The sequence below is a fragment of the Rickettsia rickettsii genome, assembly GCF_001951015.1.
Classification (GTDB): Bacteria; Pseudomonadota; Alphaproteobacteria; order Rickettsiales; family Rickettsiaceae; genus Rickettsia; species Rickettsia rickettsii.
The window spans coordinates 243980-258936 of the sequence record NZ_CP018914.1; the positions used below are offsets into that span (position 1 = coordinate 243980).

Below are 14957 nucleotides of genomic sequence, written 5' to 3' on the forward strand. Positions count from 1 at the left end.
CGCTTAATTTTGGTGGTTCTGAACTAGCCTGTATGCATAACTATACCATTGACTATCAGGATAGTTGTAACCTAGCACTGAGGCATATTTTTTTGCTTCATCCGGAAGTCCAAGTATCATATAACTCTCGGCTAAACGGTAAAGAGCTTCTACCGAGTGAGAAGTAGTTTGATAATTATCAATTACCTCTTCAAATCTATTTATAGCTGCCATCGGATTCTTTTTCTTTAAGTAAAACCGACCTACCATCATCTCTTTACCTGCTAAATGATCGTTTACTAGGTCAATTTTTAAAGATGAATCAATAGCATATTTAGTATTTGGGAATTTTGCTATTACGTCTTCAAAACTATCTTTAGCTAGGAAAGTTCTAGATTGATCATGATTTACGTCTGAAATTAACATATAATATGATAATGCTTTAAGGTAATATGCATAAGCAATGTCAACATTTGCAGGGTGCAACGTAATGAACATATCAAGCACATCAACCGCTTCTTCATATTGAGCGGCGAGAAATAAAGAATAAGCCTGCATCAATTCGGCTTGCGGCGTCATTTCATTACCTGGATGTTGGTACAATACTCTTCCGAATTCTTCTGCAGCGTTCTTATATTTTTTCTTTTCCAATAAGGTAATACCTTCATTATAAAGGGTAGCGATAGGGACTACTATGTCATCACTGGTTTTTTTATTTTTGCACCCGCCTAAAACTAACCCTATAACTAAAAGGGTACTCAATAATTTTGTTAATTTCATAAGAACTTAAATTCAGTTAATAACTAAATATACATATAGGCTTACAGAATTTCAAGGATTCAATTTAAAATCTCACAAACTTATAAATTAGACCTATTCAGAAACTTGTTTATAGGGAGGAATTTGAGGGAAACACAGAATGCAGAATCGCAGCGTACACTTGTACGTAAGGATTCGAGTACCGGATCGACGTACAAATTACCCCTAGAAGAATAGGTCTATATTCTTGTACTTATTTCTCTACCCAATGTCCTTTATCATTTTTATGGTATTTTTTTCTACGGCCGAGACCATGCTACTTTATGTGCAACTGTCTCTCTAGAGTCATTTCCACGTCTTTTATCGGCATCCTTATATGGTTCAAATGCCATAAAAGCTTCGCGATAAATATCCTTAGCATGGCTCGGAAGATGATTTTTAACTGAATCAGGTAAATCGTTATTATTCTTATAATGCATAAAAACCTCCGGTAATATTATGCAAATAATATTTTATAATATTGGAGGTTTCATTTCTATAGGAAAGGTAAATAAAATTTACGACCACAGACTTTTCATTTTATTAAAAAAGCTGCCGTCATTTTCTTTTTCATTTATGGATTCTTTTTTGAATTCTTCTAGTAATTCACGTTGTCTTTTAGATAAATTTTTAGGTACTTCGACATGAATATGCGTAAGCATATCACCCCTAATAGTTGATCTCATTTTAGACATACCTTTGCTGCGTAGCCTTAATTGATCACCGTTTTGTGTGCCTGCAGGAATTGTTAAGCTTACTTTTCCGCCTTCAATTACCGGTACTTCTATCTCTCCTCCAAGAGCAGCATTCACAAAACTAATAGGTAGTTTACAATGTAGATTTGCTCCGTCTACTTTATAAATATCATGTGGTTTTATTGTTATATCAACGTATAAATCACCGCTATTACCGCCTCTAATACCTGCTTCCCCTTCTCCGGTATGTCTTATTCTAGTACCGTTTTCAACACCGGCAGGAATGTTTACCGATAAATTTCGTTGTTTATGGTAACGTCCCATGCCATGACATTTCTTGCAAGGATTTTTTATAATGTGTCCGTTACCTTGGCATTTATGACAAGCTTGTTCGATCGTAAAGAATCCTTGCTGCATTCTAGTCGCTCCAACACCGCTGCAAGCATCGCAAGTAGTTACGGTTTCACCTTTTTCAGAACCGCTACCGTGACAAGTATCGCATTTTACTGCGCTAGAAAAGTTAATATTTTTTTCTATACCGTGAAATGCTTCCTCTAGGTTAATTGTCAGATTATATTTTAAATCTGAGCCTCTAACTTTAGCTGAAGTTGGGCGTGATGATCTTCTGCTGCCTCCCATAAAGTCGCTAAAGAAGTCACCGAATATGTCGTTAATATCAGGGTGAAAACCGCCATGATTTCCTCCTCCCCCTCGTGATTGTTGATTTTGAAAAGCATCGTGCCCCAAACGGTCATAAGCAGCTCTTTTTTGCTCATCTTTTAGAACATCATAAGCGGCATTGATTGCTTTAAATTTCTTTTCAGCATCTTTAGCATCAGTAGTATCAGGGTGATATTGCTTGGCTAGCTTGAGGTAGGCTTTTTTAAGGTCAGCTTGGCTAGCTGTTTTACTAACCCCTAGTATTTGGTAATAATTTTGTGACATAATTTAATTTATAAAATGAGATTGTAACGTCATTACGAGGAAAATTACATAGTAATTTGACAAAGCAATCTCAGGAGATTTGACGAGATTGCCACGTCGCTTCGTTCCTTGCAATGACGACATTACTTCTACTTCTTCTCTACATCTTGAAAGTCGGCATCTACTATTTTTTCATCATTAGTGGCATTTTCTGCAGCAGGTTGGCTCTCGCTTTGTGCTTTATACATCGCTTCACCGATTTTCATGCTAGCTGCAGTTAAACTTGCAGTCTTTTCTTTAATCAAAGCAGTATCTTCCGACTCAAGCACGGCTTTTAAAGCGGCTAATGCTTCTTCAACAGCTCCTTTATCGTCTGATGATAATTTATCGCCATATTCTGTAAGAGTTTTTTCAGTAGAATAAACTAAACTATCGGCAGCATTTTTTGCTTCAATAAGTTCCTTACGCTTTTTGTCTTCATCAGCATTTTGTTCGGCATCTTTAACCATTTGTTCAATTTCTGCATCGCTAAGACCACCGGAAGCTTGAATAGTTACTTTCTGCTCTTTACCGCTTGCTTTATCTTTAGCTGAAACATGCACTATTCCGTTAGCATCAATGTCAAACGTTACTTCTATTTGTGGCAAACCTCTTGGTGCAGGAGGTATACCTTCGAGATTAAACTGACCAAGTAATTTATTATCTTTTGCCATTTCACGTTCACCTTGGAATACTCTAATAGTTACGGCATGCTGGTTATCATCAGCAGTTGAGAATACCTGACTTTTCTTAGTAGGTATAGTAGTATTACGATCAATTAATCTTGTAAATACACCGCCAAGAGTTTCAATGCCAAGGGATAGAGGTGTAACGTCTAATAATAATATATCCGTTACTTCTTTATTCAGTACTCCGCCTTGAATAGCAGCACCAAGAGCTACAACCTCATCGGGATTTACGCCTTTATGCGGCTCACGTCCGAAGAATTTTTTTACGGCTTCTTGTACTTTCGGCATTCTAGTCATACCGCCTACTAATACTACTTCTTGAATATCAGAAGCTTTAAAACCTGCATCCTGTAATGCTTTACGGCAAGGCTCAATTGTTTTTTCAATTAAATCATCTACTAATTTTTCTAGTTCAGCTCTAGTAAATTTAATATTTAAGTGTTTTGGACCGCTACTATCAGCCGTAATATAAGGTAAATTAATATCGGTAGTTACTGCAGAAGATAGCTCTTTCTTAGCTTTTTCTGCGGCTTCTTTCAAACGTTGAAGTGCTAAAGGATCTTTACTTAAATCTATACCGTTTTCTTTTTTGAATACATCTATTAAATGGTTTAATATTCTTGTATCGAAATCTTCACCGCCAAGGAATGTATCGCCGTTTGTTGATTTCACTTCAAAAACACCGTCAGAGATCTCAAGAATTGAAACATCGAATGTTCCGCCGCCAAGATCGTATACTGCAATAGTTTTACTTGCCGATTTCTCGAAACCGTAAGCAAGAGCTGCAGCAGTCGGCTCGTTGATTATTCTAAGGACCTCAAGACCTGCTATTTTACCAGCGTCTTTCGTTGCTTGACGCTGTGCATCATTAAAATAAGCAGGTACGGTAATTACTGCTTGTGTTACTTTGTCCCCTAAATAATTCTCAGCAGTTTCTTTCATTTTTTGTAAAATGAATGCACTAATTTGACTTGGTGAATATTTATTATTATCCGCTTCGACCCATGCATCCCCGTTATCGGCTTTCACTATATTATACGGTACAATACCTTGGTCTTTCCTAACCATAGGATCGATAAAATTTCTACCGATTAATCGCTTTACCGCATATATAGTATTGCGAGGGTTAGTTACTGCTTGCCTCTTAGCAGATTGCCCGACTAATTTTTCGCCGTTTGCAAAAGCTATTATTGACGGGGTAGTTCTTTCACCTTCTGCATTTTCTATTACCTTTGGTTCTTTACCTTCCATGACTGCAACACAAGAGTTGGTAGTCCCAAGGTCGATACCTATTACTTTTCCCATAAGATTCCTCGTTTTCTTTTTTATTTTATTATGACTTTTGATTTGATATAGTGTGGCTTAAATGATTTTACAAGAGGTGACAATGAAAAAACTACCGATTTTACTAAAACTTTTATTTATTATTAATTTAGTTTTCCTAAATAATATAGTTTTAGCATCTAGCGAAACAAGCACTATTATATTTGAAAAAGCAAAGAAAGCAATCGTAACGATCGATACTAGAATTGCTGTATCGGCATATGACGATACAAGTAGTTGGACTGGAACGGGATTTATCAACGATAAGAACAACGGTTATATAATTACTAATACTCATGTTGTCGGCGGTGCGTCTATCGGAACTTATTTTGTTACTTTTTATAACGGTGAGCAGGCAGAAGCAAAACTCATCTATTACGATATTTGGCAAGATTATGCCGTTTTAAAAGTAGAGAGTAAAGATATACCGGCATCAGCAACGCAAATATCTTTTGCAAGCGAATTTCCAAAATTAAATCAAAAGGTTTTTGTAGTTGGTAACACAGAATCAAAAGGTTTTTCTTTCCATACCGGTTATTTGTCTGATCTTTATAATATTGAAGGTTTAATGCCGCAATGTACTTATGTTATTAATTTAAATACTACAGGAGGTGCTAGCGGTTCACCGGTATTAAACGATAAGATTGAGGCTATAGGAGTATTATATGGTGGCGGTAAAACTCATTCTCTAGCGCTGCACGGTGATTATGTAGCTCGCACTTTAGAAAGTTTAAAGAATAATAAACAACCAGGCAGAAAACATATAGGAATAATAAGCGAGTTATATTCTTTAAATAAAGCAGTTAGACATCACAATTTCCCTAAAGAAGAAATGGATAAATATATAAAGAAATTTCCTGATAGTAGAAATAGAGTGATAAGCATTAAGGCAGTTCTAGCCGGATCACCTGCCGCAAAATCTTTAAAAGCCGGTGATATTATTTGGGCAGTTAATGATAAGGAACTCGGCGGCAATCTAGCATTATTTGATAGAGAAATGGATAATTTCCAAGGAATAGCTATTAAACTTACTATATTTCGTGACGGAAAAAAGCTAGAACAAGCAGTAGATTTATATGATGTGAACAATAATAAAATCGCTAAAATGATAAATTTCGGCGGTGCAGTATTTTTTGAAGCTGATGATTATTTTAGTAATAAATCAGGTATTCCTCTTAAAGCTCTAAGTATAGCTTCCGTTCAATCCGGTAGTAGCTTTAGCTCTATACCAACGTTTTTTACTAAAGATTATAAAAATGTTTATAGATTGCAAATTTTTGAGATGAAAGATTTAGCTTTAAGTAATCTTGATGATTTGGTGAAACTCTTGCCTGCTATTACTAAAGAGAAGTTTATAACGGTTAGATTTAGAAATTATCAACCTTATTATGCTAATTTCGGTTATAATGAACTTATCTCGTCGCATGATGATATGATTGCTGATGTAACCCTAGATTCTATAGATACTAAGCCTTATATATTAAAGTATAATACTATTTCTCATGATTGGGATATGGAAAATATAAACCTTCAGTAACTAATGACAGTGTGATAAATTAACAATTCTTAATCAATGAAGTAATATATAATTCAACTTGGTTTGTTGTGTTATTATTCTTAAATTTATAATCTTATATTTTAGGAGAATTGCAAATTAGCTCAGAGTAGTTCGCCAACTAGGTCATTTTTGAGTGGATTGATCAATATTCTTTATTTTATTCCTGCAAAAGCGAGACAGTATTGTTGCGTGGATACATACTGAAACCGTCATTGCGAGCAACCTTAGGCTGCGTGACAATCTCATGAAATAATAACAAACTCTCCTGAGATTTTGCTTCGTCAATTGCTATGCAATTTCCTCGCAATGACAGAAAAAACGCCCCTTACTCACCACCTAAGAAACATAATTAACAATTTCTCCTAAAATAATTAATAAATTTAGGAGAATTAATGACTAAAGAACCAATACCTACAGTAGATAAAACAAAAAACATCTTTTTTTAAGTTTTTTACAAAAAATAGTAATAACTCTAATACTCAGGATTCACTAACATCACCACGTTCAGATTATGATATAGAGAGGGATGTTTCTAAAAAAGAAGCTTCTTAAGAAAATTCAAAGCATTAATAGACAAGAATGATGAAGCTGCACTACATTTCTATTTGATAAAAATAATAAGTATATCTTACATGATGCGGTTGAGGATAAAGAACAAACATTAGTTGACAAAATATTAGAATTAGCTAAATACGTAACAGAGATAACCTATAACGATTCAACAGTGTTACATTCAGCAGTTACAGGAATTGCTAACAAAGAGATTATCAAAACTTTATTAGCAAAAAATCCTTATTTAGTAATGATCAAAGATGCTTCAGGTCTTACTCCATCATATTATAATACTAGTAAAGAAATATTAGAAATATTGCAAAATTGTGAACGAGATATTATAGACCGGCTTAATATAGAACCATGGCATGGTTAGGCAGAAGATAAAATATTTAGAGATGATATGTCTATAATCGGAAACAATAAGCATACAATAATGGAGCTTGTATAAAAATTTTGTAAATTACCGGACAAGCATCTTCCTTGTAAATTTAACATAGAGTATGAGATTTGCAAGGAAGATATAGAGAGTTCTTTAATAAAAAACGGTAAGTATGTAAAACTTAGCGATTAAATTTAAAGCTTAAAAGATTATAATTCGGTGACAGGGATATAATTGATATTTCCATCTTCTCCTATCAATGGGTAATACTTTGTTTGAAGGTCATAATCATCATCACTAATTGATGTTTGTAATGATAGTTTTTGTGCTAATATTATCAACTTTTCTTCATATAAATCAAAAGATTTTTTTAAATCCTCTTTTGTAATCTTTACAGTTTTAGCTTCATCTGTATTTACTTTGAGCGTTTCAATATTTTCTGTTAAGCTATATCTTGTTAAAGTTACTTTTTCTAGAAAATATGCTTTTATTTTTATCCATGCTGTGTGTATGTGTATTGGAATACTTAGAACAAGTTGATTTAATAACATCTAATACCTTAAAAAGTTTGAAGTGGCATCATACAAGCCTCACTTATTAATGTCAACATCAATTAACATATTATTATAAATATTAATAAATGCTCATTATTATAATTTTCTTTCACAAAATCGAAATAAACTGTTATTAATATAAAAAACCAATCTTAATCTAATATATGCGTTCTTTATTTGTAATAATTATATTCTTTCTAACGAGCAGTTGTAATTTAAAACCGGTATATAGTGAAAAATACAGTAGAAATAATGATTTAGAAGCTATTGAAGTTGAACCAATTCGAACAATTGAAGGGGCTGAGTTTTATCATCGTTTAACTAGTATTTTACCTCAGAAAGCACAAGCAAAATACCTGCTTAAAGTAAAGCTTATCGCAACAACTATGCCTGCTACTATTGAAAAAAACTCCAATGTTTTAAGGGAATATATTAATCAATTAGTTAGATATAAATTAATTGATATAGAAAGCCAAAAGGTTTTAATTGAAGAGAAGTTTTACCAAAACATGTCATATAATGCTATTTTTACACCATATGCGACAAATGTTGAAAGAGATAAAACAGGAATAGACTTGGCATATCAAGCAGCAGAAGAAATTCGTAGCAGATTAATTTTATATTTTACACGGAAATAGTTAAGTTATGAAATTTTATTTTTCACAAATAGGTAGGTTATTTGAACTAATAACATCCGGAAAAATTAGAGCTCTTTTACTATATGGTCCTGATAAAGGTTATATAGAAAAAATTTGTAAGCATTTAGTAAAAAGCTTAAATATGCTACAAACTTCTATAGAATACGCAGATCTTAATATTTCATCTTTAGAAATATTACTTAATTCGTCTAATTTTTTTGGTCAAAAAGAATTAATTAAAATTAGATCGGTTGGGAATTCAATAGATCAGAATTTAAAAACAATTCTAAACAGTGATTATATAAATTTTCCTGTATTTATAGGTGAAGAACTGACTTCTAGTGGGAGCATTAGAAAGTTTTTTGAAACGGAAGAATATTTAGCAGCAGTTGCTTGTTATCATGATGATGAAGCAAAAATTGAACGAATTATTTTAGGTAAAGTAGAAAAAAATAATAAAGTTATAAGTAAAGAAGCTATTACTTATTTAAAAGCTCATTTAAAAGGTGATCATGATTTAATTTGTAGCGAAATAAATAAATTAATATATTTTGTTCACGACGCACGCGAAATTACTTTAAACGACGTGCTAGAAGTTATAAGTAGCGAAATTACGGCAAACGGCAGTGATTTAGCAATGTATTTTTCAAAAAAAGATTATAGTAATTTTCTGCAAGAGCTTGATATATTAAAAAAACAAAATATCAATGAAGTTTTAATTATTAGAGCATTAATAAGGCATTATTTAAATTTATATATAGTTTTGTCGAAAGTAAAAAACGGTGAGCGTTTGGAACTCGCAATAAAATCATTATCACCACCGATTTTCTATCAGTATATTAATGATTTTACGAAGATAGCAAACGGTCTTAGCCTCACTGAATGTCTAAAGACTTTAAAAGTGCTACAACAGGCAGAAGTGGATTATAAGTTAAATCCTGCTAGTTTCGATTTATTCCAAAGTATACTCCAAAGTAAATGAAGAGTAGACGAAGTTTAATTTGGCAAAGAGCAAGGAAGACTATACGGCGAGGAGTGGGGCGTATACTTAATATGTGAGCACCGTAGCTCTTATAAGATGACGTAGCCAATTTTTCAAATTAAACGAGTATACATTATGCCTAGACCTGATTTTTCTGACCCTGACAAACAAATTCACGAGATAATTAGAGTTAATCATGCCGGAGAATATGGTGCAAAAAGAATTTATCAAGGACAGCTAAAATATATTAAATCTCAAAATGATCATATATTGATTAAAGAAATGCTTGACCACGAAGAAGTGCATTTAAATTATTTTGAAAAAAAATTACTGGAAAAAGAAGTGAGACCCACGTTTTTATTATTTTTTTGGCATCATTACGGATTTTTACTTGGTGCTTTATCTTCCTTGATGGGAATCAAAACGGCGATGCTTATTACCGAGAGTGTAGAAGAAGTAATAGAAAAACATTATGAACAGCAAATAAATTATTTAGAAAATAAAAATGTTGAGCCAGAATTATTAAATAATATTATTAAATTTCGACTTGATGAAATTGAACATAAAAATATTGCTATAATGAATGATAGTACTGAAGTAATATTTGCAGAAATAACTAGTAAACTAGTGAAGATAATTTGTCGTATCTCTATAATTTTAAGTAAGAAAATTTAGAGTTAACAACTTAATTAGTTAAAAAATCTAGAAATATTTTACTTCTAAGATATTAAGAAGATAATAAAAAAACATTAGTAATATTATTAGAAATGGTGATGAAAAGAAAAACTTTTTTAAATTTGTTCTTTATTTTTTGCATTTGTATTTTTTAGAATTAATAAATAAAGGGGCCAGGGGTTAAGATCCGTTGCTGTAAGACAACAACCTCCATTATACTTAATGATTTTACTCACTGATAATAATAGACTCCTGGCATAACTTAATATTAAGTTTTGACAGATTGGTTTTACAACAATGGAGTTTAAACATTATTAGTGGTCTATATATGTTAAATAATATAATAGAGTCAAGAGATTTTAGTTGTCATTGATAATAAATAATGTAATTCTGAGTTGGGGGGTATATTTTCTATATAATCTCCTTCTCGCATTTGCTTTTACATCAATAATAATTTATATTTATTTTCACTCATGCGAATAGCAGATTACTTTTGTAGTTTGTTATTGGTGATAATTAGGAAATATAAAATAACAATATGTAACAATATGAGTCAAAAGATAATTTTAAATAATTCATATTCTATTACTAAATCGCACTTATTCCATATAGTAGACCCAAGCCCTTGGCCCGTCCTAACATCTTTTGCTTTACTTCTTTTGGTTATAGGCGGCGTCTCGTTCATGCATGGCTACAAATTTAATATATATATTTTATCTGCAGGGGTTATTTCAGTAGGTTACTGTTTATATTCTTGGTGGAGAGATATAGTGAAAGAAGGAATAGTCGAACATCAGCATACTAGTCCTGTTAGAAAAGGTTTGCAAATAGGTATGGCGTTATTTATCTTAACAGAAATAGTATTTTTTGGTGTATTTTTTGCTTCTTTTTTAAAATCAAGTCTATCACCCGTAGGTCTTTTAGACGGTGTATGGGTTGTAAAGCAGGGCATTTGGCCTCCACCTACAATTAAAACTTTTGAGCCGTTTGATATTCCTTTTATCAATACTTTAATACTACTCTTATCAGGCACTACCGTTACTTGGGCTCACTACGCCTTAGAAGAAAAAAATCAAAAAGATTGTGTAACTGCACTTGCTCTTACCATATTGCTTGGAATATTTTTTACAACTATGCAGGCATATGAATATTACAATGCGGCGTTTAAATTTACAGATGGTATATATGCTTCTAATTTTTATTTAGCCACGGGTTTTCATGGAGCTCATGTAATTATAGGTACTATATTTCTAATAATTTGCTACTTTAGAGCAAAAAGAGGAGATTTTACTACAGAAGGTAATGGACATTTAGGGTTTGAATGTGCTGCATGGTACTGGCATTTTGTAGATGTGGTTTGGTTATTTTTATTTACGTTTGTTTATATATTTGGAAGTTAAATTATACTATATGTGATTATAATGTTACTTAAAATAAGTGTTTTTAAAATATTTTGGCATATTAATTAAAATTGCATATATTTAGGAGTTGATTTATATATAAATAAATTATACATTATTTTTTAAATGCTAATTATTTTATTGAGGTAAAACATATGAACTTTCCTATTCGTAAATTAAACGAAGAATTAATCGATTATAATCTATCATTACGCATATTATTTACTATTCTAAGCGTGGCTATTATTATGGTAGCTTTTGATAGCTTAGGTAGTAATGTCGGTGATCCTGTAGGTGAGGCATTATGTAAGTTAATTAAAGTATTCAGAGGCAATACTGCAAAAGGTATAGCTGTTGTCGGTATAATTGTTCTGGGAATTCAAACATTAAGAGGAAAATTGCAGTGGGAAGTAGCTTTAGTGATAGTTACTGCAATCATTATATTATTTAAAGCTCCAGATATTGTTAATATGGTATCAAGTGATACTAATAGCTCAAATTGTGGTGTTTCCTAATACACAAAAAAATTATTATATCTTTAGTAATACCCATAAGCTTCGGCTTATGGGTATTTTTATTTTTAAGTGATGTTGTTGCATAGCCCCTATGTCATTCCTGCAAAGGTAGGGACAAGACAACCTGAATATAGGTTACATATTTAATAAAAATCAACATATAAAAACTTGTTTTTATATGTTTTCCTGGATTCCGCCTACGTGGGCATGACATCAATGGCCTTTATACTCAGGTCAACAGCAACATTCGTACAATACTCAATAGTGTTTTAATTGTTTTGATGGATCACGTGGTTAAACCACGGGATGACAGTAGATTTTGTCGGTCTATGCCACAACATCCTTACTTAAATAAAAGTCCTAATCTATTACCTATAACAATATCAATATATTTTGCTGTAATAGGGATCCCTTCAATATTCATTTCTAGATATATTGCTTGTTTTGCAGGGATTTTTGTTTGTAGTTTTGTAATTGATACATATTCATCTAAAGCTTGATTATGAGTATCCATTACTCTTACTTTGATTATAGGATCGGAAATTAAATAATCAGACTCATTAGATAATTTATAAAATATCTTCATACCGCCTATATGATGAGATTTGCCTAAATTAATTTCTTCTATCTTTAATTGATCATATTTACCTAAGAATTTAAAGCTATCTATTAGTAATATCACTAAACAAAACATTATAAAGCTAGTCCATAATATTGGAAATATATTATATTTTTTCTTAGGAGGAATATACGGTAAAATAACTGGCACATTAGCATTGTAATGATTTTTAATATGAGTTTTAATAGTTTCCGTGTTTATTTTATCTTTAAAATCATTTAATGTACTAGTATTATAGTCTAATTTCTGATACCACAAATGGCTACATTTGGAACATTTTACTCGTCGTCCGTTAATACCTATTTGATTGCTTGTAACAATAAATCTTGTTTGGCAATTTGGGCAAGTAATATGCATAGTTAATTATAATTATTATGTTTGACTTTCATGATAATCTCATTTATTATTTTTGGCAATAAAACAGTTAAAAGATATGTCCTCTCTTATTAAAGAAGTTGAAGAAGCTTGGCAAATTAAGGACAAACTGTTTCAAGATTCTTCAAAGCTTATAACATTAAAGCAAACTCTTAATGATAGTATAGAAAGCTTAAATCAAGGTACGGTTCGTGTTTGTGAAAAGAAAGAAAATAGTTGGCATGTTAATGAATGGGTAAAGAAAGCTATATTGCTATATTTTATCACTACGGAATCACAACTTTATAATAACAATTATAATAGTTGGTATGACAAAGTTGCTCCTAAATTTTCTGCAGATACTGATAAAAATACATTCAAAGAAGCAGCTATACGCACAGTGCCCGGAGCTATTGTTAGAACCGGTGCTTATATAGCTAAAAATGTTGTAATTATGCCTTCTTTCATTAATATAGGTGCTTATATAGATGAGGGAACAATGATTGATACATGGGCTACTATCGGCTCATGTGCTCAAATCGGCAAGAATTGTCATATTTCAGGCGGCACGGGAATAGGTGGGGTGCTTGAGCCGTTGCACGCAAAGCCTGTTATCATTGAAGATAATTGTTTTATCGGTGCAAGATCGGAAATAGCAGAAGGTGTAATAGTAGAGGAAGGAGCAGTAATTAGTATGGGGGTGTTTATCGGTAGCTCTACAAAAATAGTATACAGAGATACAGGTGAAATTATTTACGGCAGAATTCCGGCTTATTCCGTTGTAGTTCCAGGAGTATTACCTGCTAAGGAAACCGGTAAGCCTGGACTTTATTGCGTAGTTATCGTAAAACAAGTCGATAAAACTACTAGAGCTAAAGTAAGAATAAATGATTTACTGAGATAGATAGATCAAGGTGAGCGTTCATGGGTTTTTCACTGTCACCCTGTGGCCTGACCATGGGGTCCAGAAAAAATAACTTCAATATTGTTACCTACACTACATGTTTAACAAAGTAAACATATAAAAATTTATTTTTATATGTTTTACTGGATTCCGTGAATAAATCACGGGATGACAGAGAGGCATAATAAGCCGCTTAATACCAGTGAAAGGTCACAGATCAATAATATCGCCGATTATACAATTAAGATATCCCTCTCTTTGTTGTTGTTCTGAAATATCTGTTTGTTGAATTGCGTTATTATTTGGGTTTCCTAAGAATATTGTATGCCATAAGCATTGCATCTCGTTGTTTTTGAGGATCACGTACAACACCAGCTGCTTTAAAATATGATTCTGCAGCATCTGTTTCCTGTTGTTTTTGAAAGCAAAGTTCGTTTCCTTAGGCCATATATAAATCATATTTTATAGGCTTTGCAGCCTTATTTATAAGACTGTCATAACATTTTAATATAGAGTCTAATTGATTATTCTTTCTATAAAATATGATAGCTGGGTCTTCACGTCCTAAGTTAAATAGCATATCGTCGATTTTATTGTACATTTCTTTAAGTTCTTCATTACATGTTAGAGCTGCATTATAATTAGCTAAAGCTTCATTATAATCTTCTGCTTCGCTCAATATATCGCCTATTTTAGAGTAGCAGCCTAGCTATAGTTTGAGTCACTTCTGATTTGTCCGAGTACTTATTTACACTCTATGGCTTTTTTATAATATTGCACTGGTTGATCGTGTTTAGGTTCTATATTTTTTATAGAAGATAGATAGTGATTTTGTATGAATCATATTTCAATTAAGGAACTATAGCAATCATTGGATTGAGACCATGTTGTAGATAACATTTCTTCAAATAATGATAATTCTTTAATTTGTAGGTTTAATACATATCGGTAAGCTTGAATAACCTGTTTATTGTCTGTGAATTTCTCAATAGAGTCTAAACTTTGCAATATTACCCCTATAAGGTTATTAGCTTGTTTGTTTAATATGATAGCTTGAAATTCTGATAATTGTGCTAATCCCTCAAAACAAGAAAGACTTTTTTCTATAGCTGGTATTGTATTGGAGAACTTGGTAAATATGGTTTAATATAACCCTTATAGTTAAAAAATTTTGAGTAGTTAAGAGGTGTATATACATTAACGTCTTCAAAAATTGATTGGATAGTATTAATTATACATTCTACATTTATCTGTATTTGTGTATGTAAATTTTCTATCAGACTGTCTTGTTCCTTTAACAATGAATTTAGCTGCTTTATCTCTAAATTTTGTACTCCTTTTTGCTCTTCTAGGTGTTTTAGTTCTAGAGAGAGGTTT

General features: G+C 32.1%; 14 protein-coding genes and 2 pseudogenes. 9 read left to right on the forward strand and 7 right to left on the reverse strand.

Features of this window, described 5'->3' with window-relative positions; all coding sequences use genetic code 11:
- Positions 1 to 3 precede the first annotated feature (3 nt).
- On the reverse strand, positions 4 to 759 hold the full coding sequence (locus BTU51_RS01355) for an outer membrane protein assembly factor BamD (protein WP_012150448.1): 756 nt from the start codon (positions 757 to 759) through the stop codon (positions 4 to 6).
- Between the two features lie 101 nt (positions 760 to 860).
- Here BTU51_RS01355 and BTU51_RS08050 point away from each other — a divergent pair.
- A pseudogene (locus BTU51_RS08050) lies at positions 861 to 969 on the forward strand (palindromic element RPE1 domain-containing protein); the annotation flags it as partial.
- Positions 970 to 1037: 68 nt separating this feature from the next.
- Here the strand turns inward: BTU51_RS08050 and BTU51_RS01370 are convergent.
- The 3 genes from BTU51_RS01370 to dnaK form a co-directional block, all read right to left on the reverse strand.
- On the reverse strand, positions 1038 to 1217 hold the full coding sequence (locus BTU51_RS01370) for a ChaB family protein (protein ID WP_012262249.1): 180 nt from the start codon (positions 1215 to 1217) through the stop codon (positions 1038 to 1040).
- A 78-nt stretch (positions 1218 to 1295) separates the two neighbouring features.
- Positions 1296 to 2417: a molecular chaperone DnaJ gene (gene dnaJ / locus BTU51_RS01375; RefSeq protein WP_012262250.1), complete on the reverse strand. Its 1122-nt coding sequence runs from the start codon at positions 2415 to 2417 to the stop codon at positions 1296 to 1298.
- A 128-nt stretch (positions 2418 to 2545) separates the two neighbouring features.
- Complete coding sequence (dnaK, locus tag BTU51_RS01380; RefSeq protein ID WP_012150452.1) at positions 2546 to 4429, reverse strand: molecular chaperone DnaK; 1884 nt, start codon at positions 4427 to 4429, stop codon at positions 2546 to 2548.
- 61 nt (positions 4430 to 4490) lie between these two features.
- On the opposite strand from dnaK, the gene BTU51_RS01385 reads away from it, so the two are divergent.
- Together BTU51_RS01385 and BTU51_RS01390 are read left to right on the forward strand one after the other, a co-directional pair.
- Positions 4491 to 5984, forward strand: a complete 1494-nt coding sequence (locus BTU51_RS01385; protein ID WP_012150453.1) for a S1C family serine protease — start codon at positions 4491 to 4493, stop codon at positions 5982 to 5984.
- 745 nt (positions 5985 to 6729) lie between these two features.
- A pseudogene (locus BTU51_RS01390) lies at positions 6730 to 7008 on the forward strand (hypothetical protein).
- A gap of 140 nt (positions 7009 to 7148) precedes the next feature.
- Here BTU51_RS01390 and BTU51_RS01395 read toward each other — a convergent pair.
- The gene (locus BTU51_RS01395) at positions 7149 to 7490 is read right to left on the reverse strand and encodes a hypothetical protein (RefSeq protein ID WP_012150455.1); all 342 of its coding nucleotides are present in this window, start codon (positions 7488 to 7490) and stop codon (positions 7149 to 7151) included.
- Positions 7491 to 7657: 167 nt separating this feature from the next.
- On the opposite strand from BTU51_RS01395, the gene BTU51_RS01400 reads away from it, so the two are divergent.
- The 5 genes from BTU51_RS01400 (at position 7658) to BTU51_RS01425 (ending at position 11703) form a co-directional block, all read left to right on the forward strand.
- A complete protein-coding gene (locus BTU51_RS01400) occupies positions 7658 to 8131 on the forward strand; it encodes a hypothetical protein (protein ID WP_012150456.1) in 474 nt (157 codons plus the stop codon).
- Between the two features lie 7 nt (positions 8132 to 8138).
- Entirely contained in the window at positions 8139 to 9113 is a 975-nt protein-coding gene (holA, locus tag BTU51_RS01405; RefSeq protein ID WP_012150457.1) for a DNA polymerase III subunit delta, read from the forward strand.
- A 135-nt stretch (positions 9114 to 9248) separates the two neighbouring features.
- Positions 9249 to 9788: a demethoxyubiquinone hydroxylase family protein gene (locus tag BTU51_RS01410; protein WP_012150458.1), complete on the forward strand. Its 540-nt coding sequence runs from the start codon at positions 9249 to 9251 to the stop codon at positions 9786 to 9788.
- 548 nt (positions 9789 to 10336) lie between these two features.
- Entirely contained in the window at positions 10337 to 11188 is an 852-nt protein-coding gene (locus BTU51_RS01420) for a cytochrome c oxidase subunit 3 (RefSeq protein ID WP_014362294.1), read from the forward strand.
- 155 nt (positions 11189 to 11343) lie between these two features.
- Positions 11344 to 11703, forward strand: a complete 360-nt coding sequence (locus tag BTU51_RS01425; protein WP_012150461.1) for a TrbC/VirB2 family type IV secretion system protein — start codon at positions 11344 to 11346, stop codon at positions 11701 to 11703.
- Between the two features lie 343 nt (positions 11704 to 12046).
- Here BTU51_RS01425 and BTU51_RS01430 read toward each other — a convergent pair whose 3' ends face one another.
- Positions 12047 to 12679: an MJ0042-type zinc finger domain-containing protein gene (locus BTU51_RS01430; protein ID WP_012150462.1), complete on the reverse strand. Its 633-nt coding sequence runs from the start codon at positions 12677 to 12679 to the stop codon at positions 12047 to 12049.
- Positions 12680 to 12755: 76 nt separating this feature from the next.
- On the opposite strand from BTU51_RS01430, the gene dapD reads away from it, so the two are divergent.
- On the forward strand, positions 12756 to 13580 hold the full coding sequence (gene dapD, locus BTU51_RS01435) for a 2,3,4,5-tetrahydropyridine-2,6-dicarboxylate N-succinyltransferase (RefSeq protein ID WP_014362457.1): 825 nt from the start codon (positions 12756 to 12758) through the stop codon (positions 13578 to 13580).
- Between the two features lie 439 nt (positions 13581 to 14019).
- On the opposite strand, the gene BTU51_RS08760 is transcribed toward dapD, so the two are convergent.
- Positions 14020 to 14259: a hypothetical protein gene (locus BTU51_RS08760; RefSeq protein WP_012150465.1), complete on the reverse strand. Its 240-nt coding sequence runs from the start codon at positions 14257 to 14259 to the stop codon at positions 14020 to 14022.
- Positions 14260 to 14957: the final 698 nt, after the last annotated feature.